Genomic DNA, 22811 nt, shown 5'->3' on the forward strand with positions numbered 1-22811 from the left:
TGATGCCAACACGTTTTAGCCGCGCAGCCGGTTTTACCCTACTTGAAATTCTGGTCGCGATGGCAATTTTTGCCATGATAGGCCTGGCCTCTACGGGGGTGTTAAATTCGGTCATCAATAGCAATCAAATTTCTGAAGAGCGCTTCGAAAAACTACAGGCATTGCAGCGCGCAATGCTCGTCATTGAACGCGATGTATTGCAGGCCATAGAGCGACCTGTACGAATAAATGGCGAGCAAACCGATATCGTTATGCGCGGGGGCGAACTGGATGACAGCGATGCCGATGGACTGGCCTTTGTTCGCGGTGGCTGGCAAAACCCGCAAATGATGCTGGCGCGCAGCACTCAGCAAACCGTTGCTTACCGATTGGTTGACAATAAACTAGAACGGCTTTACTCAAACTATGTCGACAACGTTATTGGCTATGAACCTAAAACGCGGGTATTGCTTACCGGTGTAACCGATTTTCGGGTTGAGTTTGTAGCCCAGACTGACAATAACGAGCCAAGCGCCAGCAGCTCCATCACCTGGAATGACACCTATACCGGCTCAGCCTTACCAAAAGCTGTCGCATTAACCCTTCAAACCCAGGATTTTGGCACTATTCGGCGCGAATTTACGCTATGGAGCGATGGGTTGTGAGCCGGCTATCTTCACAGCGCGGGGTGGCTTTGCTTATTGTGCTGCTTATTGTGGCTCTGGTCACCGTATTGGCTACCGAGATGGGCGCACGATTACAACTGAATATTCAGCGCACCGTTAATCTTAAAGACAATAATCAGGCCTACTGGTACGCCATGGGCGCCGAGTCTTTAGCACGTCGCTCGCTGTATACTTTAATGCAAGACACCGGCGATAAAATTGCACTAAATCAGCCCTGGGCCCAGGCGTTTTCTTATCCGGTGGAAAACGGGGTTATTCAGGCACGGCTTGAAGACATGCAAAGCTGCTTTAATCTTAATGCGCTGCAACCTGACACGGCTAACGCCCGTTCTGCAGGTTCAGGCTCTTCTGGCATAAATGTCAGTGCTTCTATGACCGCGTTTCATCAATTATTATTAGCCGCCGAGCTTGAGCTTTCCAGTTATGATGCCGATACCTTGCGAGACAGTCTTGCCGACTGGCTCGATGACGACAGCCAGATGCGCTCTTATGGCGCCGAAGACAGTACTTATGAGTCTAAATCGCCCGCTTACCTGGCCGCCAACCGCCTGATGAGCTCTCAGTCAGAACTTCGTTTAATAAACGGAGTCAGTCCTAAATGGCTAAATGCGCTATTACCTTTGGTGTGCGTCATTCCCCAAAGCAATACGTTATCGGTCAATGTGAATACACTAACCCCTGAACGGGCCGCCGTTTTGGCTGGCATAACAGGTCTAAGTCTGCCAGCGGCGCAAAATTTAATTGATGCTCGGCCGCCTGATGGCTGGGATAATAGCAGTGACTTTTTGGCCGAACCGGCCATTTCAGCAATTGAATTGTCTGACGAGCAAAAGAGCTGGTTCAGTGTCACCACAGAATATTTTATATTACACAGCAAGACTCGCTACAATAATGCTCGCTTTACTATGACTTCGGTTTTAAAAGTAGCATCAGACAGTCCGGTCACCGTGGTCCGGCGTGAGTTCGCAGGAGTGAATTAATGGAACAATTACTGGTACGTCTTGGTACGCGCCCGGAGCAACCGGTCCAATGGCTAATATACGCGCCTGAGGATGACACCGTCATTGCTTCTGGCGAACTGCCTGATGCCGAAGCTCTGTCTAGTTTGACTACCCGGGCGGGACAGCGTCCGGTAATTGCGCTTGCCCCGGCCAGCGAAATTTTACTTACCTGGGTGCAGTTACCCCCGCGGGCGGGACGTAAGGTGCTAAATGCTATTCCTTTTATGCTTGAAGATGAGCTGGCTTCAGACATTAGTCAGCAATTTTTTGCGCTAGGTCCCAAAATGGGTGACCGCCAAGCGGTAGCAGTCGTGGCTCGTGAACAGCTTATTGAGTGGCAGCAGTGGCTTGAGACTGCCGGGTTATACTGCGATACCATTATGCCTGACGTGCTGGCGGTTCCGCCTTGTGAAAATGGCTGGTCAATGCTGAGTATTGGTAACGATATCTTGCTTCGCGAAGAGCAATGGAAAGGCCTGCAAGGCGAAAAAAGCTGGATTTTACCGGCCTTTTCACATCTTGCTCGCCAGCAGACTGAACCGGTCAGGTTAGTCTGCTACTGCGAACCACCCCCAGAGCCCCTGCCTAATGTTGAGGTGGAACAAGCGCCTTTGGATCTTCCCATGCAGGTATTAGCAGCCCAGGCAATACGCCATAAAATCAATTTATTGCAAGGTGAATTTAAAGTTAAGCGTCAGCGTAGCGGTATGCTTCAGCAGTGGCAGGTCGCCGCGGTTCTGGCGGTTTTAGCCCTTGGCGCAACCCTGGCCGAGCGCGGTATAACACTTTATCAGCTCAATCAGCAAAACGCCGAACTGGCGGTGAAGGTAGACAATACCGTGCAGGCGGGATTTCCTGACCTTGGTGTGTATCGCGATGTACGGCGCAAAATAAACAGCGAAATGGCACGCCTTCAACAGTCAGGTGGCGATGCTTCTATGCTGGTTATGTTAGAGCAACTGTCTCCTGCCTTTGACACCACTCGGGTGCGCCCTCAAACACTGCGCTTTGATGCCAGCCGGGTCGAGCTACGCATGCAGGCTATGGGCGATAATTTCGAGGCCTTAGAACAGTTTCGCCGGCTGGCTCAAAATGCCGGATTTGAGGTGGATCAGGGGGCGATTAACAACCGCGATAACAAAGTTATTGGTAACGTGACCATTCGGAGCCAGTCATGAATAGCATTAAACAAAAATATCTTGCTCTGAGCGAGCGTGAACAAAAACTGCTTTTTATTGCCGGAATAGCCATATTTGTGGCCCTGTTTTATTTTCTGATTTGGGCTCCTTTAGCCAATGGTGTTGACACGGCGCGTACTCAACTTCAAAGCCAGCAGCAATTACTCGACTGGGTTGAAGACAAAGCGTTACAGGCTCGCCGGTTGCGTCAGACCAGTAGTACAAGCAGTGGCTTTACAGGCTCACTAACCCAGGCTGTGAACCAGTCTACCAGCCAGTTTGGTATCCCGGTTTCACGTTTACAGCCTCAGGATGATGAATTACAGGTATGGGTAGACGAGGCGCCCTTTGATTCGGTGCTCGAATGGTTAAAAGCGCTGGAGAACCAGGGTATCGTAATTTTACAGGTAGATATTGCCGAGGCTGGCGCACCCGGTTTAATAAAAATACGTCGACTACAATTAGGGGTTTCATGAAGGTTCGTATTGGCGGATTACTTGCCGCTTTTGTTATATTTTTATTGTTTTTAATCGCTTATCTGCCGGCAAGCCAGGTAATCAACCGCATCAATTTACCTGCAAATATAAAAATTTACGGTATCAGCGGAACCATATGGAATGGCCGCGCGCAGCAGATTGAAGTTAATCAGCTTCCAGTACAAAATGTTGATTGGTCGATTAACCCACTGGCTTTATTTATCGGCCGACTAAATATTGATGTACGTGCAGGTAACGCCCGAGACGCCCAGGCAATTTCTTTTGCAGGACCTATCAGCACGCGCATTTTTTCTGAACAAAACTTACAGCTTAGTAACTTTGAATTGTATTTGCCTGTTGATACCGTGCTGGCCCGTGTCCCCCTACCCTTGCCGGTAAATGCATCAGGCCGGTTTAAAGCAACAATAGCCCAGCTGGATTACAATGAACGCTGTAATACCTTAGAGGGGCAAGGAAGCTGGCTAAATGCCACAGTAGCCGGCACTAAGGGGCCCATTGACTTTGGTTCGTATACTGCGCAGCTAGGATGTACCGAGGGAAATTTTGCTATTGAGGTCAGCGAGCCAAATAAACTCGGACTATCGATGCAGGCTGAGGTAAATGCCTTGTTTAATCAGTTTTCAGTAGCCGGTCAGTTTAAACCCGATGACACGTTACCTGAAGAAGTGCATCAGGCTGCGCGCCTTTTTGGACAGCCCAATAATCAGGGGTACACGACCTTTGAGTTGTAGAAAACAAAAAAGCACCCGCAGGTGCTTTTTTTACATTGGTAATATTGTCGCTATGTTTAGTCAGCAACAAGAATGGTTTTGATATTCACAAACTCTTTAATACCAAAGCCACCATGTTCGCGTCCGTAGCCACTTTCTTTAACGCCACCAAACGGCAGGTTAGGCTGGGCTAACGCATACCCGTTGATGTTGACCATACCTGTATCAAACTCGTCGCGGGCCAGATCGATGGCACGGTCAGTATTTTTCGAGAAAATTCCTCCGCCCAGGCCATAGCGCGAGTCGTTCGCCAGACGCATCGCATCTTCATCATCTTTTGCGCGAATAAATGATGCGACCGGACCAAACAATTCATCATCGTAAGCTGGCATACCAGGCTTCACATTTTCTAAAATAGTGACCGGGTAAAAGTATCCTTTACCTTCAGACATCTCACCACCTAACGTGCAGGTAGCGCCGTTTTTGATTGAATCCTGAACCTGATCATGCAGTTTATCGATAAGATCTTTACGCGCCATTGGACCCACATCGGTATCTTCGTTTTGAGGGTCGCCGACTTTCAGACCTTTAAAGGCTTCAAGGTAAGCATCGCGAAATTCATCATAAATTTTATCAGCAACAATAATGCGCTTGGCAGAAACACAGGTTTCACCGTTGTTTATCACACGGCCCTGTACACACGCTTCAACCGCCGTTTCAATATCTGCGTCTTCAAGAACAACAAAGGCATCATTACTGCCCAGCTCAAGGACACTTTTCTTCGACTGGCTACCGGCGTTTTCAGCTACTTTTTTGCCGACTGTGTCTGATCCGGTGAAAGTCACGCCCCGGACTTTTTCATGCTGAATCAGCTTGCTGGCAGTCTCGCCACTGATAATCAGTGACTGAAACACATTTTTTGGAAAACCGGCTTCTTCGTATAATTCCTGAATCAGCTTTGCCATACCAAAGACATTGTCAGCATGCTTTAATACAGTGGTGTTACCCGCCATGATATTAGGAACGCTATAGCGAATAACCTGATATAAAGGGAAATTCCACGGTTGTATACCTAAAATAACACCGGTAGGCTGATACGAGATAACCGCATTGCCCCCTTCGTAGGCACGCTTTTCATCTTTAAGTTGTTCAGGGCCATGTTCAGCGCTGTAACGACAAATACTGGCACATAGCTCAACTTCCTGATAACCCTGTGCTTTAACCTTGCCCATTTCCTGAACCATAAGTTCAGCAATGTCATCGGCCCGTTCATCGATTTTGTCAGCCAGCGCATTTAATAGCTTACTGCGCTCCGACAATGATGTTTTGCGCCATTGAGTAAATGCCTCATGAGCATTGTCGACAGCCTTATTTGCTTCGTCATCACTTAGCAATGTATAAGACTGTAATTTCTCTTCGGTCGCCGGATTAATGGTATCGACGGTATTTGACATAGTTTGGCTCCTTTAAGGAATATATGTAACCAGAGCTGTTGCAACTTCAAAACCAGCTTCGCGACAATTCGCTTACCCCTTTAAAATCATTAAGTTAAATATTTATACACAATAAGTAAAAGCACACGGATTGGCAAAACCTGACAATCTTTCACACCGTCAGGCAAATTTTCACGCAAGGAAGATAAAGTCTGGATGATTTATAATGAAGAAACTAGCGATAGAGGTCGGGGTGGGTAAAGGGAGCCAACGCCATAATCATGGCCATTTCGTAAACACTTTGCCGGGTCGCCTGGTGATAAGTCAGCACACCAATAGCGCCCCCCTGTTGCTTAATATTGGTGGTATGAAACAGCCTGTCCATAACATCACCCAACTCTTCGCCTTGCTGCATCGCTGCAAATACTGAAACGGGCAAAGGCAGGTTAGCGCTTCGGCCTACTGACCAGCGCCCCTGATGACAAATTGCTAAATAAGCAAACGTAGCCGGGCCGTCGGTGAACAGGTCTGCTCCTGCCTCAATAGCAACAAACCAATTGCTTTGACGAGCTTTTTCGTCTGCTTGCTCCAGTAAGCCCTGAACACGGTTAATGGCCCCAAGCCGGGTTTCAGATTCAGACATTGGCTGGTCTGCTACGCCGCTGACAACCGAGCACTCCTTGTGGGTTACCGGCTCACCAAAAACCTTTTGCAATGCACCGGTTACAGCGTTTACTTTAACCGGATTTTTCGAACCTACAATACAGTGCATTTACTTCGCTTTTTTGTGATGCTGTACCGGTGAGATATCAGTAAGCAGCTCCCGATAATCAGCGGTTGCCGGAAATTCAGTAATGGTGCGAACCGGTAATTTACTGTCGGGGTTTGATACTGCCAGCAGATGACCGACACCAAATTGCCGGGCCGCGGCTAATATTGGCAGACTGTCATCAACAAACAGCGTTCGGGAGGGGTCAAACTGCAGGCGGTGCTGTACTTTTTGCCACAATAACTGAGATTCTTTTGATACACCAAACTCATGCGTTGAAATTAACGTATCAATATGCAAATCAAGCTGTGTCAGCTCGACTTTCATAGCCAGATTATCTGGATGAGCATTGGTCAGGAGTATGACCTCCCGTCCGCTTTGCTTTAACGCATTTATAAACGGGATGGTATCATCACGCATACTGATTAAATGCGCAATTTCGCGCTTAGCAGCCATAATATCAATATTGAGTTTGTCAGCCCAGTAGTCCAGACAGTACCATTGTAACTGACCGCTAACCTGCTCGTAGTACTGTGCCATTTGGGCACGACATTGCGTCAGGGTCTGCTTATTCGCTTTCGCCACTTTTTGGACTATATGTTCTTTCCAGAAGTAAGAGTCGAAATGCAGATCAAGTAAGGTGCCGTCCATATCCAGCAACACGGTATCGATTTGGTCCCAGGGCAGAAATGGCAAGCGGTTTTCCTTATGGTACGTTAAGCTTTAGACTGATAATGACATAATAACCAAAGATAGCCCCAATAAACATGAGTAAAATTGATCCCGACAAAGTATTGCCACGCATTCACCATCGTGAAATCGTCGCTCAAAGCCGTTTGTTCAAAGTTGAGCGTGTTGATTTAGAATTTTCCAATGGGGCTACCCGCCAGTTTGAACGTATGGCAGGTACATCTAATGGGGCGGTTATGATTGTACCTATGCTAGATCACGATACCTTTGTTCTGGTACGTGAATATGCAGCCGGCAATCACTCTTATCAGCTGGGGTTTCCCAAGGGCCTTATCGACCCGGGCGAAAATGCCGTTCAGGCCGCTAATCGTGAACTGATGGAAGAAGCTGGCTATGGGGCTAAACAACTGGACGAAATTCATACCTTAAATATGGCCCCCAATTTTTTCAATTCTGAAATGCGCGTGGTTGTGGCTCAGGACTTGTATGAACAATGGCTAGAAGGCGACGAACCCGAGCCTTTAGAAGTGGTGACCTGGAAACTTAGCGAGATTGACGCTTTGTTGGCCCGCAACGACTTTATTGAAGCCCGTTGTATCGCCGCCCTGTTTTTGGTCAGAAAATGGCTTAAGGAGCAATAATTTATGTCTGATGAAACCCTGCAAAGCCTGCTCGATTTAGCAAAAAAAGTAGCGGTAGAAGCCGGTGAGGAAGTACTTAGCATTTACGATTCAGGCGAATTTGATGCTTTTCAAAAAAATGACGACTCGCCGGTAACCAGTGCTGATTATAAAGCCAATGATATCATTACCGAACGCTTGCAGGCGGCTACGCCTGACATTCCTATTTTGTCAGAAGAAAACAAGCACGCAAGTTTGTCTGAACGTAAAAATTGGTCACGTTATTGGCTGATCGATCCCATCGATGGCACCCAGGAATTTATCGCACGCAGTGGTGATTTTGCGATTAATATCGCACTCATTGAAAACAACACCCCGGTTATCGGTGTAATTTACTGGCCACCCGGACAAAGTCTTTATTATGCCAGTAAAGACCAGGGCGCTTATAAAGTGTCGCCTGAAAAAGAATGCCGAATTCAGGTACGTAAGCTGGAAGACCCCGGCAGCAGTGTCGTTAAAATTGCTATCAGCCGGCGCCAGTCACGTGAAAAGATTTTTTCAAAGTTATCTGAAACTCGTACCTATCAAACTTTACCTCTGGGTAGCTGCTCACTAAAGTCATGCTTTATTGCTGAAGGCAAAGCCGATGTATTTATGCGTATCGGCATTACCGGAGAGTGGGATACCGGCGCTTCGCAATGTATTGTTGAGGAAGCCGGTGGGCGCATCTTGGGCGCCAACTTCGAACCTCTTACTTACAATCAGCGCCATACCCTGGAAAACCCGGATTTTGTTGTTATGGGTGACCAGCGTGTAGCGTGGCATGACATCGTTCAATACACTAAGGACTAGCTGTGTTAAAACCGTTTATTGCAATAATAGGGGCGTGTTGTGCTGTGCCCGCATTAGCCGCATGGCAGCTTGACTCCTCGGCCTCGCAGCTGCACTTTTTATCTATAAAAAATTCACAGGTTACCGAGGTTCACGCCTTCAAAAGCTTTGAAGGCACGATTGACGACACCGGTAAACTGGCTATTGCCGTTGATTTAAGCTCGGTGGCCACAGGGATTCCTATACGAGATACCCGTATGCAGGAAAAACTCTTTGAAACCGGCTCGTATTCACAGGCGCGTTTTAATGCTGAGATATCCAAAACGGTGTTATCAATGCCCGTCGCCACCAGCGTAATCACTACCTTGCAAGGCACTATAGAGTTACACAATAAAAAAGTCGCCACCGACTTTACCGTGATGGTAAATCATCTTGATGACGCCACTTTTACGGTAGCCACTGTTAAACCCGCCCTGCTAAATGCTGACGACTTTGATTTGGGCGCAGGGGTTGAGGCATTGCAATCTATCGCGGGCCTGCAAAGTATCACCAAAACCGTGCCAGTGACTTTTGCAGCCACCTTTACCCGAGAATAAATTTTTAAATATATCTGATATTTGAAAAAAGGGGCCTGAAATTTCAGGCCCTTTTTTTATACCTGGCCCGAAGTAACCGGGGCGCGCATCGGTTGCGGTGATTCATTAAGCTTTTGTAATGGCATGGGTTGATATTTATCAGCGGGTAAAGCCGGTACATTAGCCTGACAGTCGGGTAATTTGAAGATTGGCAATGCAGCATCAACTTTGTTCAGACTGCTGTCTTGCGACAATTCCTCTTTAATTACAAATATCCCATGGCGGCGACACCATAAACCAAAGCGATCGCTACTGCTAAAGCGAATGACGGCGGCACCAATAAACATTCCGGTAAGTACTGGCAATAACCACAAGAAGAGTACCGGCGTAAACCAGGCGGTAACCCCGCCCCACACAATGGCGAGTAATGTCATCCAGCGTGTATAAACTAACGCATCACGCCATGGCACCATTCTTCCTTCACGCTCTTGTGCTTCCCAACGAACCTTGTGGCCTATCAACACACTTAATACAAAAAAGCTGTGATAAAACATCATTATAGGCGCGATCAGTATGGCCATAAAAACTTCCACTACACTGCCTTTCAACAACTTAAACAGGCCGCCAAACTGTTTTCGACGCTGGATCATTGCCAAAGCTATGCCTAACACTTTGGGCATAAACAATAGCGCGATGGTGCCCCACAGGGTCGCCAGCATGATGCTTTCTTTGGCTATTTGCCAGGTGGGAAACAGCTGATACTGCGCAGCAAAAAAATCGGGAGTAGACAGTGCCTTGACTAACGCATCGGCGGTACCTAAACCCAGTACCGCAAAAAGTACGATAGAGGATATATAAGCAAACGCCCCAAACGAGAAATGAAGCCGGTTAGTCAGTTTTAATTTTTTAACACCAAGCAGGCCCAGGTGCTGAATATTTCCCTGTACCCAGCGGCGATCACGAATGGCATAGTCAATCATGTTGGCAGGAACTTCTTCGTAACTGCCATCGGTGTCGGTAAGTAAAAAGCACTGCCAGCCAGCTCGTCTTAATAAGGCCGCTTCAACAAAATCATGGCTTAGTACCTCGCCACCAAATGGCGCACGGCCCTCAATGCGTGGTAATCCGCAATGTTGCATAAACGGCACAACCCGAATAATCGCATTGTGCCCCCAGTAGTTGGCGCTGTCGGTTTGCCAGAACGACAAACCAGTAGCCAGCATTGGGCTATACAAATGTGCGGCAAACTGAACAAAACGACCGAAAAAAGAATGCTGTCGCACTGGCATGGGGATAGTTTGAATTAACGCGGTGTCCGGGTTCATTTCTATACGCCGGGTCAAGTCCAGCATACGTTTAGCCGACATCACGCTGTCTGCGTCCAGGACAATCATGGCCTCATAATTACTGCCCCAGCGCTCACAAAATTCAGTGATATTACCCACTTTACGGCCGATATTTTTTTCGCGGCGCCGGTAGAAAAGCTGGTCTTTATAAGCACTTAAATTGTTTTCGCAAAGCTGATGCCAGGCTTTAAGTTCTGCTTCGGCTTTATCGGGGTCGCGTGTGTCTGACAACATATAAAAATCGTATAGCTGACCATAGCCACTGTCTAATAACTCTTGTACACATGCTTCAAACCCAACCATAATGCGGGCGGTATCTTCATTGTATACCGGCATAATAATGGCGTGCCGTTGCTTTATAGGTATGGTCTGGTCAGGCGACGGCTGGCTTCGTTTTAACGACAATGGATCTATATTAAGCAGCTTTAAAATAAACCCTGTTACCGCGGTCCAAAACGACATGGACAGCCACACAAACAGGGGCAAAGATAAGGCTAGCTGACCTATTTCTAACCACGTCAACACATTGGGTCGAAAGATTTCCAGCAGTGCCCACATTGCCAAAGCGGCGGTAGGCAGGGTTAGCAAGGTCATAAACATTACCCGCCAACTACGCCCACGAACCAAAAACTGACCCGGACTAGTTTTTAGGCTGGTAGACATAGTTCCATACCTCACTTACTTTTTGTTCGTTATGGTTTAAAAACAAACGCATGTCGACAGGCTCTTCACTGTCAGGCAGTAACAAAAAGGTCGCCCGTAAAGCTTTATTGTTATTCACCTTTAGCAGACGCGCTTGTTTAACTGTGCCGCGATTTGCTTCCAAAATCAGGTTTATATCGTCTACGGCCAAATTAAATCCGCTGGGCAAGGCAAAGTCGACCACAAAACGACGCACTGTTTGTTCTTCTGAAGACTCGAACCCCGGAAGATGACTTACCCCCTGGCGCGTGCGCGTAACTACCGCTTTATCATAGTGCATGGGTTCTTGTTCAACCGTGCGAAGCGTATACGCAAAGTGCCGGCTTTCCCCTTCAAGCATGGGTTTTTCGGGGACCCAGTAGGCTACGATGTTGTCGTGAATTTCGGCGTCGGTAGGAATTTCGACTACTTCTAACCGGCCTTTTTCAAAACCAGATTTAGGGGTAACCCAAAGACCCGGGCGTAGATGGTAATTTGCTTCTGCATCCAGATAGCTGTCAAAGTCGCCATCGCGTTGAAGCATCCCAAATCCTTTAGGGTTGGTGTCAGCTAATGAGGTGATTTGCAGACGAGTGGGATTAGTCAGCGGGCGCCAGATTTGTTCTCCATCATGGTTGAGCATTAAAACGCCGTCACTGTCGTGAACCTCCGGTCGATAGTCATCATGGCGCTGCTCGGTGTTCTCGCCATACAAAAACATGCTGGTAAAAGGTGCTATGCCGAGCTTTTTTATGTCGGTACGTGCAAATAACCAGGCACTTACCTTAGCCTTGGTATTTTTTCCTGGCTCTAAAACAAATTTATACGCACCCGCTACCGACGGACTTTCAAGACGAGCATAAATGGTTATTGGCTGACCGGGACGGGGCTTTATCAACCAAAACTGGGTAAAGGTGGGAAACTCTTCACCCTTTGGTAATGCGGTATCAATAGCAAGGCCACGGGCCGAAATACCGTACACCTGGTTTTTCCCAACTAACCGAAAATAAGAGGCTCCCTGAAACACAGCAAATTCGTCTTTGTATTCATCGCTTTTAAGCGGATAGTGCAATCTGAAACCAGCAAAACCACTGTCTTTGTTCGTCAGACCTTTGTACTGTTCAGCCTGTTGCTCATAGCGAAACATGGCGGGATCAAAGTTTACCTGCTGTTCGCTGTTATCATAACCCACTACATGAATGGTTACCGGCTGGTCATACAAGAATCCGGGATGAAAAAACTGAACCTCATAGTCGTTCTGGTCATGCCACAGGGCGTTTTCAGCATTAAAGCGAATAGACCGGTAAGGCTGATAGTCCATATTCTTCAGCTTTTCGTCCAGCCCATGATCGTCAATTTGATAGTCCTGAGTTGCCGAGAGGCGTGCCTGTTCTATAACTGACATCAAAATAGGTTTATTTTTAGGCAGCTTAATATTATTGGTTTCTTGCGCTATTGCAGGTAACCCTCCTAAAGCCCATGCAACGAAAAACGCTAAACCCGCTTTAACCATGCTGTAGTTGTCTTTCTTCTTGTTCGAGTCTGTTAGCGTAAAATTTGTTTTTAACAAAATGCTTCGCAGCATATATAGCTCTCCTTTCTTAGATATAAAACGGCCCGTGCAAATGCTGAACCATTGTCCCGCTTTATCGTCGGTAATAATATAGAAATTCTGATATTAATTAAGTAATAGCCCACCAGATACGTGAGTTTCGGCATATTGGCGATACCGTGTAAAAATGTGGCAAACCATGAAAACATGTAGAAAAACACCGACAGTTTTACACACTCTTTGGCTTCCAACCTGTGCTTATCAGGCCCTTGATTTCAGCGTACAAGTGAATACGGTGAATAACGAAATAACGATGAATTTCATGCAGTTGATTTATTCACTGTAAAAACAGGGGTCACATTCAAATAGGCTGGCAGAACACTTGCAATCCTAATTTTGCTAGAATTATCAACACACTCACTCGTGTTACTCACACGATTTTTTTTCCAGGAGTAGCTATGCGCAAATCTATTATTCTTTCTTCGGCACTTATCGCAGGTTCATTTTCTTTCACTGCGTTAGCCGAATCCCCAAACTGGCGCTATGTTGAAGGTGGTTATGCTTTGCTTGATACTGATGCCGCTGAATATGACGGTGTCGGTGTTAACGCAAAATACTTGCTACAAAATAATATTTATTTAAATGGTGATTACACCAACGTGACCGACAATGGTTTTGACATAAACACAATAACCGCAGGTGCAGGTTATCGAATACCTTTAAACGGCATGACTGATGCCTATGTCGGTGTGAATTTTGAACGTGTAGATACTGACGCTGTTGAAGAAAATGGTTACAGTATCAACACAGGTGTACGTTCTATGGTCACTCCGGAGCTTGAGCTATTGGGCGAAGTTGGCTATTACGATGTTGACGATGGCGATATGTCGGTAAAAGTAGGAGCTAACTTTTACTTTACCCAAAACTGGGCAGCCGGTGTAAGCTACAAAAAGATTGATAATGTGGATATGACCCTGGTTTCAGCGCGCTACGCCTTTTAATTGTAGCGCTATTAACACCTAAAAAAGGGCCACTTCTGTGGCCTTTTCAGGTATGTTCTACCGCTCAAATCGCCATAAGCCAAACCTAACAAAGGTTATTGGAAAATCGGTGTTTAGAACGCCCTCTCCCTTCATCACTGATAAAAGCCGGATTATATCCAGCCATTTATATCCAGCTATTTAATCATCACTTAGCCTCACTTACCCTAAGCAGGCAAAAAGCATATTTACTCTTGCTCATCCTCGGGTAGCTGAAGCGCATCTTTAGAACGGATATCTACGGTTTCGTGTAGCTCAGAATAAACCAGAACCACTTCACCAGCTTTTAATTGAACAAGAACCTGCGCAACCTTTTCGTCAAAGCTGGCTTCAATCTCTCCGTAATCAGTGCCTTCGCGTAATACAAAAGATTCGGCAATGCCGTGAAGGGTCTGGGTTGAAAGCTCGTCGATAGGGATCAGCATAAAGCTCCTGATAGGTTGTGCATATTAAGAAGGTAAAAATTGTTCAAAAAATTGTTTTACCCGTTGTTGCAGCCATACTTGAGGGCGGATAATACTCCCTTGCATAAATCCTACATGACCACCCCGGTCACTCAGCTCTACCGTGACTGCGCTGGCAAGCTCTTCTTCGCGCGGCACAATCAAATGATTCATAAACGGATCATCAATACTATGTAACACCAGAGTGGGGCAATGAATGGCGCTTAAGTAATGAAACGCACTGCACTTTTCGTAATAATCCTGGGCATCGGCAAAACCGTGCAGGGGGGCGGTTACCTTGTCATCAAAACGGGAAAAACTGTCAATGGCGTCTACCTGTTCGGGGCCCAGCTGAATAAGATTACGATAATCAATGAACGCCATTTTTTGTTTAAGCGTATGCTTCATGCTATTAAGCAGATACCTCTGATACACCCGCGAAAAGCCCGTATTGATGCTACGGGCGCATTCATCCAGCTTTAATGGCGCAGAAATAGCAACCGCCCCACTTAGCCACTTTTGCGCCGGATTTTCACCCAATAATTTAAGCAGCATATTTGCACCCAGCGAAAACCCTACTGCCACCTTAGGTATATCGGGAAATCGTTGTTGTAACAGTTCAAGAAAAAACGAAGGATCTTCGGTCTCACCAGAATGATACGCCTGAGGCAATCGATTCGGCTCGCCACTGCACGAGCGAAAATGCATCATCACTACCTGCCAACCTGAACCGCTCAGGGCTGCCATCATGTCGTTGGCATAATGAGACTTAATACTGCCTTCGAGCCCGTGGAACATCGCTACTACACCGGTAGTTTTTGCTGGCTTTGGGCCCCAGGCTAAATCGATAAAGTCGGTATCGGGTAAGGTTACTCGTTCCATGCGGTATTCAAGGGGCAGACGCTTTTGAATAAACCGGGGCCAGATTGTTTGCAGGTGGCGGTTGTGGGCCCACCAGGGTGCCTGAAAGCTGCTTTTTTGGATATGTCCGTGACGTTGGTTTTTGCGCTGCATAACACCTAGTCTGATAAAGAAAGCTTCAGCAAAGCGCGAATATCGTCAATGGCGGCTTCATTATTACGTAGCTGATACGCATGGATAAAAGCCACAATACTGGCATTGATACCGGTCAAATCCGACTCTTCAATTTTCATATTGTTATACGCACCAACCAACTCGCTTTGTTGCCCGGCTTCCAGCGCCAGCTCCTGTTCTTTTAAACGCGCATAACTGGAATGATCCGGGTGTGAGGGGGCTTTAGCTGCTTTACGGTGTAAACGGTGTTTTAGTAAAGCTTCATCACTATGCGCAATGGCCGCTTTCAAAATTTGCCACTGACGCAATACCACAATTTTTTGGTGGTCAAGACACCAGCACAGCATGAGTAGCATATTGACGTTCACGCCCGCAGAGTCTTGCAAACGCAGACACAATGCTTCGGCCTGGGGCTGCTGATACACGCTTGTAGAGTAACGCCAAAATTCAGTCGCGGTCAGATTATTGCTCTGTGTCATAGTCCTGCCTTGCGGTTTCGATAGCTTCCTGGGCTTCCAACCAGGCCATTTCATGTTCTTCCAAAGATTGCTTTAATTGGGTTTGTTTGTCGAGCAGTTGCATTAGCCTTTTTTTGTTTTCCTCGTCATAGAGTGTCGTATCAGACAACGAGTCTTCGACCTCTAAAAGTTCGGCCGAACACGCCTCCATCTTTTTTTCGTGCATTGTTAATGCTTTTTTATACGGTGCAACAGTGTGTCTGAACTCTGCTTCTTTTCGTTTGGTGGCTTTACGATCTTCTTTTGGTTTATCACTCACCGGTTCATCGCGGGTTTGCTGAGTTAAAATCCAGTCGCGATAATCGTCTAAATCGCCATTAAACGTGGCTACCTGGCCACTATCTACCAGATAAAAGTCTTCGCATACCGACGATAACAAATACCGATCGTGCGACACCAGCACCATGGCCCCTTCAAACCCTTGCAAAGCGATGTTCAGCGCGTGGCGCATTTCTAAATCAAGATGGTTGGTGGGCTCATCCAGCAGCAACAGATTAGGTTTTTGATAAACAATCAGCGCCAATACCAGCCGTGCCTTTTCGCCACCTGACATTGGCGCCACGGCGCTTAGTGCTTCATCGCCGTTAAAGCCAAACCCACCTAAGAAATTGCGCAATTGTTGCTCGGTCGCCTTCGGGTCAAGCCGCTGCAGGTGCAATATGGGGGAAGCCTGAGGATCAAGATACTCAAGCTGATGCTGGGCGAAGTACCCCACATTCAGGCCCTGAGCTATCGAAAAATCGCCTTGCATAGGCTCAAGCACACCCGCCAGCAGCTTTATCAGGGTTGATTTGCCCTGCCCGTTTCGGCCAAGTAGTCCAATACGGCTACCAGGCACCAGGTTCAGCTTGACCTGTTGCAAAATCACCGTCTCGTCGTACCCCAGTTGCACATGCTCCATAGCGATAAGCGGATTAGGCAAGTCATTGGGCGCTGCGAATGAAAAACTAAACTGACTGGCAGCATGCGCCGGTAACAGGTTTTCCATCTTCTCGAGCTGTTTGATACGGCTTTGTGCCTGTTTTGCTTTGCTGGCCTTTGCTTTAAAACGATTAATAAAAGACTCAAGATGAGCAATTTTATCTTGCTGCTTGCTGTACTCAATGTTTTGTAAACGAGCTCGTTCGGCTCTTTGTACTTCAAATGCGGAATAGTTACCCGTGTAGGTAACCAGTTGCTGGTGCTCTACACTGATAATTTGGTTTACCGTAGTATCGATAAAGGCTTTGTCGTGCGAAATAAGCAGCAATGTACCAGCGTAACGCTGTAACCATTTTTCAAGCCAGATTACCGCGTCTAAATCAAGGTGGTTGGTGGGCTCGTCTAACAACAACAGGTCTGAGGGGCAAAGCAGCGCCTGCGCCAGGTTTAAGCGCATTCTCCAGCCACCAGAAAAAGCCGTTACCGGCGCTTGCAGCTGTTCAGATGAAAACCCCAGACCGGCCAGTATTGTGGCAGCCCGGGCTTGTACGTCGTAAGCGCCCGCTTGTTCTAACTGACCGTGAATTGCAGCAATAGCTACCCCATCGTGGTCAGTTTCAGCCTGAGTTAATTGTGCCTGTAAGTCTCGTAAATGCTTGTCTCCGTCAATCACATAATCGATAGCGGCACGCTCAGTGGCGGGGGTTTCTTGCGCTACGCTGACAACCCGCCAGTGTACTGGCAGCTCGCAATTGCCCGCATCAAGACTTAATTCCTGACGCAATAAAGCAAACAAACTCGACTTGCCACAGCCATTACTGCCAATAAGGGCGGCTTTGTGGCCGGGGAATATCTGGGCATTGGCTTGCTCAAGCAAAACCTTACTGCCTCGCATCAGTGTGATATCAGAAAGCTTTATCATAGACCATTCGGGTTGCGGGATTTTCGGCGCAACAGCGTAGCAAAAATCCGTTAATAACGCTTGTTTTATACACCTGTGAGCCAGATTGGATGTATTGATATCTCGTGTTAACAACGATTAATGGCATTGTCCCTGCACCTGTACGGTGTTTACGGTATCATTACCGGGCAAAAAATTTATCTGAGAGGCTTTATGACCAATAAAAATCGTCGTCGCTTTATTGCCGGGGCCACCTGCCCAAACTGTAAAGCAATGGACACCATTATGCTGTACTTTGAAAATAACATGGAAAAGCTGAAGTGTGTCGAGTGCGATTATCAGGAGACACAGGCTGATGAAAAAGTTCAGGCTTCATCACGTGAGAACGAAGATGTGATTGGTATTTTCAAGCCAGAATAAAGGGACCCAATTTTTGTAATATTTTCACCTGGTGGTGACAACCGACCTATTATCCCCCGATTAATTTTTCAAGCACTACGCCGGTGGCGAAGATACCGCCTTGCACGCCAGTGTTTTTGCTGTGGCTGATGTTCACGCAAAGCTGGCATAAATATTTCAGCGGTCTCTTATTACAGGTTTTTTAAGGGCAAGCTATGGTGCGTCTATCGGGGTGGGTAAAAGGGCTTTTACTGTTTCTGGTGGTAATTTTAGCCATTCGTATGGCGCTGCCCTACGCGGCGCAGTGGTATATTAATCGGGTCTTAAGTCAGCCTGGTGGTTATCAGGGTCGCGTGGGTGATGTTGACCTTATGCTATGGAAAGGCTCCTATAGCCTTGATGAAATTATTTTGATTCAGGAAGGTGGCTCGACCGAACGGCCTTTATTTAAAGCAGATAGTGTCAAATTTAGCTTGCTTTGGTCTGCTGTGATAAAGGGGGCGGTTGTAGGCAATGTTACTTTAGTTCGTCCAGAAATAAACTTTATCGACTCTCAAAACGATAGCAAAGACCAAACTGGCGAATCGGAAAACTGGCTGAATCTGGCCGATCAACTTTTTCCGCTACAAATCGATAAATTTGAGATTATTGACGGACAAATCAAATTTCATAATCCCGATTCTACGCCGCCTATTGATGTTGCACTGCATGATATTAATGGTGCTGCATACAATTTGGTTAATAGCCGCGACTTATCAAAAGATTTAGTGGCCCGAGCCCAATTTGAGGCTCAAACAGCCGAACAAGGCACTCTCTCGTTTAAATCTCAGCTAAATCCCAGTACCAAAAAACCAACATTTGATGTTGATATTCAAGCAAAAAACATCGCGTTGGTTAACTTCAAAAATGTACTTGATACTTACGCGCCCTTTGATTTAGAAGCGGGAACTCTGGAGCTTGCCGCAGAACTGGCCAGTGATGACGGACACTTACAAGGCTATATTAAACCTATTTTGCATAATGTGACGGTATTCTCCTGGAAAGACGACATTGTAGAAGACGACGATGGTTTTTTTGAAGGTATCATTGAAGCCGGGTCGGCATTAATTCTTGAGATTTTTGAAAACCAGTCTGAAGACCAGATAGCCACGCGGGTATCGCTGGAAGGCGACCTTGATAGTCCCGACACCCCGATTTTGCCAGCGTTGGGGGCCATTATCGAAAATGCTTTTATTAATGCCATAAATGGTCAGGTAGAAGGCTCGGTTGACCTCCAGGACGCGACCGATGAAAAAGAACAGGCTGAAGCGCAAGAAGAAGCAGACAACAAACCTGAATAGCAAAAGCGTTTATTGTCAGTTGTGGTTACGCCCTACGTTTAACCTGTTCCGGGGCCGTCCTGGATCGGGGGCGCCCGGGTTTGCCTTCAAGCAGTCGCCGGCCTGTGACATTTTCAAGCCGTTTAATAAAATGCTCATCGCCCAACGCTAAGCTCATGCGTAATGCTTTTTCAATTTGTTCTACCTGTTCTGATTCCAACGGCGTGGCACACAAGCTGTGGTAAGCCTGCTGACACTGTTGTGAGCTTTCACCTAATGCTAAATAGCTGCTATGTGGGGTTAAATCATTTGTACCAATGCCATACATGTTGTATTGCGCGCTACTGTGCGTAAGGGTTTGTTCTGTCGATTCATCCTGCCTGAACAGCAATCGGTCAATATATTGATACACCCCTAGCAAATAATCATCCGACAGGATTAGTGATGCTTTGTAACGGTCTTGCCAGATACCGCCTTTATGACTGTATTTTTGGTTGAAATGTTGCGCATAGATACGGCCCGTAGCCTGGAGCATGCTTGCAATACCATTATCCGTGTGGGGAGTGACCAGAATCTGTAGCTGCGTGGCCGTCATCCCCCACGCGTGAATCGCGACATCGTAACGATTAGCATAAAGCATGAGTGCTTCAAGGTATGTGGCTTTGTCTTCGTTATCCGCCAGGGTGGTCAGACCCGCACGCGCCACCCGGTAAATATGCTGCGGGATGCCTGCAGGGGCGGTGCGAAGCTTTCTTGCCATATTGATATATGCTCTTTATGAAGCGATGACAAAAAATATAGTGTACGTTCATCGCTTGCGCCAATCATAATGACATTGTTACCTTAGAGAAAATAAAAACAAACCTTAATTACTAGACATTTTGGGTCAATTATTAACACATCAGTAGTGTGGAGGGGGTGTTTCTTCTGATAACTTCGCAATGTTATCAGGCTCAAGCGTTTTTACTTTATTAAGTACATGTTTAAGCTGAACCTGCAGTTTTTCTATTTGATACTGCTGATGCGTTAACGCATCGTTGAGCTCATCTATGGTGTGCTCCTGAAACGCAACTTTTGTTTGTAAGTCTTCAATATCCTGAAGTACCTGATGTGACGTTTGTTGCTGGGGTTTATTATTCATCGTTAATTTTCCAAAGCTCGGCTAAGCCGCTACTGCTTTCTGATAAGACCTTGTGTTTACCTACAAAGCCCACGGCATAAACAAGGGCACTAGGCGGCGATGCTTTATCTTTAGGCGCCACTGCCCACTCCCCGATTTGCTCACCCGTTTTCACGTCCCACAAATAAATACGTCGGGAGGGCGCTCCGGTTAAAAGATACTTACCATCCTCAGAAAACACCGCGTCGGTGAATATTTTCTGGCGCGCAATATACTGTAAGTTAGAGACAGGTGCACCTGTTTGTAGATCCCAAATTTGCGACTTTTGTTGGCTGTCTGCGGTAAATGCATAACGGCCTTTATCGTCTAAAGCCACCAGCGTAACCCGGCTAGGATGCGTGAATGTGTGAACAATCTGGCCGGTTTCTGTGCTCCATAAATAAGCAACATAATCGTTTGAGCCGCTTAATGCATATTTGCCATTGGGTGAAATATCGACGCTATTTACTTTTTCCTGATGCCCGAAGAATTCTAAGCGCCGCCCGGTTTGTGGCTCAAAATACATAACGTTACCATTGCCCCGACCCACCAACACGCCCTGGCCCTGATTAGCCACGGCTACCGCCCGGATGCTTGATTCGTCGATACGCCAGAAACCCACCGGCTCGCCCTTTTCAACGCTCCAAAGCGCAAAGGCATCCCGGTCAGCCGTTACCACGGCCGAATCGTCAGCAGCAATATGTACGGTTCCTACCAGCGAAGCTTCTTCGCCCTGATGCGACCAGTGATAAATTGGCTCAGACTCGCCGGGACGCCATACTTTTATGCTGTTGTTACCGCCTGCCACTACCGCAACTTTACCCGACGGCGAAATATCCGCGGCATAAGCGCCGTCTTCAGCATGTTCCCATCGCTGTAATGGCTCACTTTGAGGGACAGAGCACCCCGCAACTCCAAACAAAAGGGTGTTTATCAGTAGCACGCGTAGTAACAAACTAAAGCGCATCATAACGTTACCTGGTTTCAACGGTTTTTATGAACACCTTAGTTTAACAGGCTTTTGGGTTGAACCGTAAAGCCTGAGTGTAAAGCTTCAAGACGTTGCAAAATAAGATAAATTGCTTTGCCCCTTGTAATCCTGATCACACGCCTACACAGTATACAACAGAAAGATAAAGCGTTATCTGTTGGTGTGTTTCAAAAGGAAGCTGACAGATCCGCAGATAAAACTCACGACAAATGGAGAAACGTTATGCGCAAATCGCTCGTCGCAGTGTCGACCGTTGCTGCATTGGGACTGTTTGCATGTCAGCCCGATACAGCAGAAAAACCTGTTACAGAAAAAGAAGAAACAACTCAGTCTGCTGGTGAAGAAATGACGGCAAGCCAAAAGCATGCCTACGCGATGGGTGCCAGCATGGGTTTATATGTTGACAGTCGCGCCGCTCAGCAAGACAAATTAGGTGTACCTTTAGACAAAGAAGCACTAAGAAAAGGGTTTAAAGACGGGCTTGAAGACTCACTGGCTTTCAGTAAAGAAGAAATTCAGCAGTTAGCTCAGGAAGGTGAACAGAGCCTTCGTGAAAAGCAACAGGCCGCTGCCAAAGAACAAGCCGAGCAAAATGTTTCTAAAGGCAAAGAATACATGGCTGAAAACGCTGACAAAGAAGGTGTAAAAACCACTGAGTCAGGCATTCAGTACAAAGTGATAGAAGAAGGCGAAGGCAATAGCCCTGCTGCCGAAGACACTGTTAAGGTTCATTATAAAGGCACCTTAATAGATGGCACTGTATTTGATTCTTCGTATGATCGCGGCGAACCAGCAACGTTTCCTCTAAATCGGGTAATTCCTGGTTGGACCGAAGGCGTACAGCTGATGCAAGAAGGCGCAAAGTATCAGTTCGTTATTCCTCCTGAGCTGGCCTATGGCGAGCGTGCAACGGGTGCAATCACGCCAAACTCTACATTAATTTTTGATGTTGAGTTGATTGAAATTGTACAAGATGCCAGCGAGCAAGACGCCAGCGAATAGTTAAAAAATTAACTGACAAAAAACCGACGTTTTCGTCGGTTTTTTTATGCACTACCCATAATTGTATCAACACCTGAACTATTCACTTAGTAAGTATAGGCTCAAAAAATTGAGCGCTAAAAAGCGTATCCGCCCTGCTTACGCGCCTTTACCCTGAGTACTTACAAGGTAGTAAGATGATTTCGTCTTTCTTTTTTAATCTGCAGGGTGGCACAGTGGTTTAAAATACCCTTGCCCAGGTGATACAACGCCAGTCCCCCAAGTAAAAACACTACGGTCGCGGCATCATCAATGCGGCTGAGCAAATCTACAGCCCCGGCAAAAACAAAGATGGCGCCTGTAAGAAACAAAACAAACCCCATAATAGTCAGGCTGCGGCGCTTTGTTATACGAGCGACCCTGTAATGTCCTGATTGGCTTTGTCTATCCATCGCGTTCATGTTTTTACCCAACCTGAGCAACAATAGCTTACATATATCAGTGAGACCCGTCTGGGTAAAAATTGTTCCCCTCTATTATCGTCAAAATCTGTATC

General features: G+C 46.8%; 25 protein-coding genes. 12 read left to right on the forward strand and 13 right to left on the reverse strand.

The window, feature by feature from the left end; all coding sequences use genetic code 11:
• Positions 1 to 2: 2 nt before the first annotated feature.
• The 5 genes from gspJ to JK130_RS10145 are packed head-to-tail and all read left to right on the forward strand — an operon-like array spanning position 3 to position 4072.
• On the forward strand, positions 3 to 644 hold the full coding sequence (gene gspJ / locus JK130_RS10125; protein WP_218354196.1) for a type II secretion system minor pseudopilin GspJ: 642 nt from the start codon (positions 3 to 5) through the stop codon (positions 642 to 644).
• Positions 626 to 1645, forward strand: coding sequence for a type II secretion system minor pseudopilin GspK (gene gspK, locus JK130_RS10130; protein ID WP_218354197.1), 1020 nt, complete (start codon positions 626 to 628; stop codon positions 1643 to 1645). The genes gspJ and gspK overlap by 19 nt, the downstream gene beginning before the upstream one ends.
• On the forward strand, positions 1645 to 2844 hold the full coding sequence (gene gspL / locus JK130_RS10135) for a type II secretion system protein GspL (protein WP_218354198.1): 1200 nt from the start codon (positions 1645 to 1647) through the stop codon (positions 2842 to 2844). The genes gspK and gspL overlap by 1 nt, the downstream gene beginning before the upstream one ends.
• On the forward strand, positions 2841 to 3320 hold the full coding sequence (gene gspM / locus JK130_RS10140; protein WP_218354199.1) for a type II secretion system protein GspM: 480 nt from the start codon (positions 2841 to 2843) through the stop codon (positions 3318 to 3320). Before gspL ends, gspM begins: the two co-directional genes overlap by 4 nt.
• Positions 3317 to 4072: a type II secretion system protein N gene (locus JK130_RS10145; protein WP_218354200.1), complete on the forward strand. Its 756-nt coding sequence runs from the start codon at positions 3317 to 3319 to the stop codon at positions 4070 to 4072. The genes gspM and JK130_RS10145 overlap by 4 nt, the downstream gene beginning before the upstream one ends.
• Positions 4073 to 4128: 56 nt before the next feature.
• Here JK130_RS10145 and JK130_RS10150 read toward each other — a convergent pair whose 3' ends face one another.
• The 3 genes from JK130_RS10150 to yrfG form a co-directional block, all read right to left on the reverse strand.
• The gene (locus JK130_RS10150) at positions 4129 to 5505 is read right to left on the reverse strand and encodes an NAD-dependent succinate-semialdehyde dehydrogenase (protein ID WP_218354201.1); all 1377 of its coding nucleotides are present in this window, start codon (positions 5503 to 5505) and stop codon (positions 4129 to 4131) included.
• A 214-nt stretch (positions 5506 to 5719) separates the two neighbouring features.
• Positions 5720 to 6256, reverse strand: a complete 537-nt coding sequence (gene yjjX / locus JK130_RS10155; RefSeq protein ID WP_218354202.1) for an inosine/xanthosine triphosphatase — start codon at positions 6254 to 6256, stop codon at positions 5720 to 5722.
• Positions 6257 to 6949, reverse strand: coding sequence for a GMP/IMP nucleotidase (yrfG, locus tag JK130_RS10160; RefSeq protein ID WP_218354203.1), 693 nt, complete (start codon positions 6947 to 6949; stop codon positions 6257 to 6259).
• Positions 6950 to 7020: 71 nt separating this feature from the next.
• Here yrfG and nudE point away from each other — a divergent pair, with 71 nt between their 5' ends.
• From nudE to JK130_RS10175, 3 genes are read left to right on the forward strand one after another with little or no spacing between them, the layout of a single operon-like run.
• Positions 7021 to 7584 (forward strand): ADP compounds hydrolase NudE, encoded by a 564-nt coding sequence (gene nudE / locus JK130_RS10165; protein WP_218354204.1) that lies wholly within the window; start codon positions 7021 to 7023, stop codon positions 7582 to 7584.
• A gap of 3 nt (positions 7585 to 7587) precedes the next feature.
• Positions 7588 to 8415 (forward strand): 3'(2'),5'-bisphosphate nucleotidase CysQ, encoded by an 828-nt coding sequence (gene cysQ, locus JK130_RS10170; protein ID WP_218354205.1) that lies wholly within the window; start codon positions 7588 to 7590, stop codon positions 8413 to 8415.
• Between the two features lie 2 nt (positions 8416 to 8417).
• A complete protein-coding gene (locus tag JK130_RS10175) occupies positions 8418 to 8990 on the forward strand; it encodes a YceI family protein (protein WP_218354206.1) in 573 nt (190 codons plus the stop codon).
• A 56-nt stretch (positions 8991 to 9046) separates the two neighbouring features.
• Here JK130_RS10175 and mdoH read toward each other — a convergent pair whose 3' ends face one another.
• Complete coding sequence (gene mdoH, locus JK130_RS10180) at positions 9047 to 10978, reverse strand: glucans biosynthesis glucosyltransferase MdoH (protein ID WP_218354207.1); 1932 nt, start codon at positions 10976 to 10978, stop codon at positions 9047 to 9049.
• Positions 10956 to 12581 (reverse strand): OpgD/OpgG family glucan biosynthesis protein, encoded by a 1626-nt coding sequence (locus JK130_RS10185; protein WP_246587753.1) that lies wholly within the window; start codon positions 12579 to 12581, stop codon positions 10956 to 10958. Before JK130_RS10185 ends, mdoH begins: the two co-directional genes overlap by 23 nt.
• A gap of 425 nt (positions 12582 to 13006) precedes the next feature.
• Between JK130_RS10185 and JK130_RS10190 the strand changes: the two genes are divergently transcribed.
• A complete protein-coding gene (locus tag JK130_RS10190) occupies positions 13007 to 13549 on the forward strand; it encodes an outer membrane beta-barrel protein (RefSeq protein WP_218354208.1) in 543 nt (180 codons plus the stop codon).
• A 227-nt stretch (positions 13550 to 13776) separates the two neighbouring features.
• Here the strand turns inward: JK130_RS10190 and JK130_RS10195 are convergent, their stop codons facing one another.
• From JK130_RS10195 to JK130_RS10210, 4 genes are read right to left on the reverse strand one after another with little or no spacing between them, the layout of a single operon-like run.
• Positions 13777 to 14013, reverse strand: coding sequence for a YheU family protein (locus tag JK130_RS10195; protein ID WP_218354209.1), 237 nt, complete (start codon positions 14011 to 14013; stop codon positions 13777 to 13779).
• Positions 14014 to 14037: 24 nt separating this feature from the next.
• On the reverse strand, positions 14038 to 15045 hold the full coding sequence (locus JK130_RS10200) for a hydrolase (protein WP_218354210.1): 1008 nt from the start codon (positions 15043 to 15045) through the stop codon (positions 14038 to 14040).
• A gap of 5 nt (positions 15046 to 15050) precedes the next feature.
• On the reverse strand, positions 15051 to 15545 hold the full coding sequence (locus tag JK130_RS10205) for a TIGR02444 family protein (protein WP_218354211.1): 495 nt from the start codon (positions 15543 to 15545) through the stop codon (positions 15051 to 15053).
• The gene (locus JK130_RS10210) at positions 15529 to 17427 is read right to left on the reverse strand and encodes an ATP-binding cassette domain-containing protein (RefSeq protein WP_218354212.1); all 1899 of its coding nucleotides are present in this window, start codon (positions 17425 to 17427) and stop codon (positions 15529 to 15531) included. Before JK130_RS10210 ends, JK130_RS10205 begins: the two co-directional genes overlap by 17 nt.
• Before the next feature lie 192 nt (positions 17428 to 17619).
• On the opposite strand from JK130_RS10210, the gene JK130_RS10215 reads away from it, so the two are divergent.
• Together JK130_RS10215 and JK130_RS10220 are read left to right on the forward strand one after the other, a co-directional pair.
• Complete coding sequence (locus JK130_RS10215; RefSeq protein ID WP_218354213.1) at positions 17620 to 17826, forward strand: YheV family putative zinc ribbon protein; 207 nt, start codon at positions 17620 to 17622, stop codon at positions 17824 to 17826.
• A 194-nt stretch (positions 17827 to 18020) separates the two neighbouring features.
• On the forward strand, positions 18021 to 19145 hold the full coding sequence (locus JK130_RS10220) for a DUF748 domain-containing protein (protein ID WP_218354214.1): 1125 nt from the start codon (positions 18021 to 18023) through the stop codon (positions 19143 to 19145).
• 25 nt (positions 19146 to 19170) lie between these two features.
• Here the strand turns inward: JK130_RS10220 and JK130_RS10225 are convergent, their stop codons facing one another.
• The 3 genes from JK130_RS10225 to JK130_RS10235 form a co-directional block, all read right to left on the reverse strand.
• A complete protein-coding gene (locus JK130_RS10225) occupies positions 19171 to 19884 on the reverse strand; it encodes a transposase (protein WP_218354215.1) in 714 nt (237 codons plus the stop codon).
• Between the two features lie 141 nt (positions 19885 to 20025).
• A complete protein-coding gene (locus JK130_RS10230; protein WP_218354216.1) occupies positions 20026 to 20265 on the reverse strand; it encodes a SlyX family protein in 240 nt (79 codons plus the stop codon).
• Entirely contained in the window at positions 20258 to 21250 is a 993-nt protein-coding gene (locus JK130_RS10235) for a WD40 repeat domain-containing protein (RefSeq protein ID WP_218354252.1), read from the reverse strand. Before JK130_RS10235 ends, JK130_RS10230 begins: the two co-directional genes overlap by 8 nt.
• Before the next feature lie 246 nt (positions 21251 to 21496).
• Between JK130_RS10235 and fkpA the strand changes: the two genes are divergently transcribed.
• Complete coding sequence (gene fkpA, locus JK130_RS10240; RefSeq protein WP_218354217.1) at positions 21497 to 22276, forward strand: FKBP-type peptidyl-prolyl cis-trans isomerase; 780 nt, start codon at positions 21497 to 21499, stop codon at positions 22274 to 22276.
• Positions 22277 to 22437: 161 nt separating this feature from the next.
• Here fkpA and JK130_RS10245 read toward each other — a convergent pair whose 3' ends face one another.
• Complete coding sequence (locus JK130_RS10245) at positions 22438 to 22716, reverse strand: hypothetical protein (RefSeq protein ID WP_218354218.1); 279 nt, start codon at positions 22714 to 22716, stop codon at positions 22438 to 22440.
• Between the last annotated feature and the right edge of the window lie 95 nt (positions 22717 to 22811).

This window comes from Alteromonas lipotrueiana (assembly GCF_019249245.1).
In the GTDB taxonomy this organism is placed as follows: Bacteria; Pseudomonadota; Gammaproteobacteria; order Enterobacterales; family Alteromonadaceae; genus Alteromonas; species Alteromonas lipotrueiana.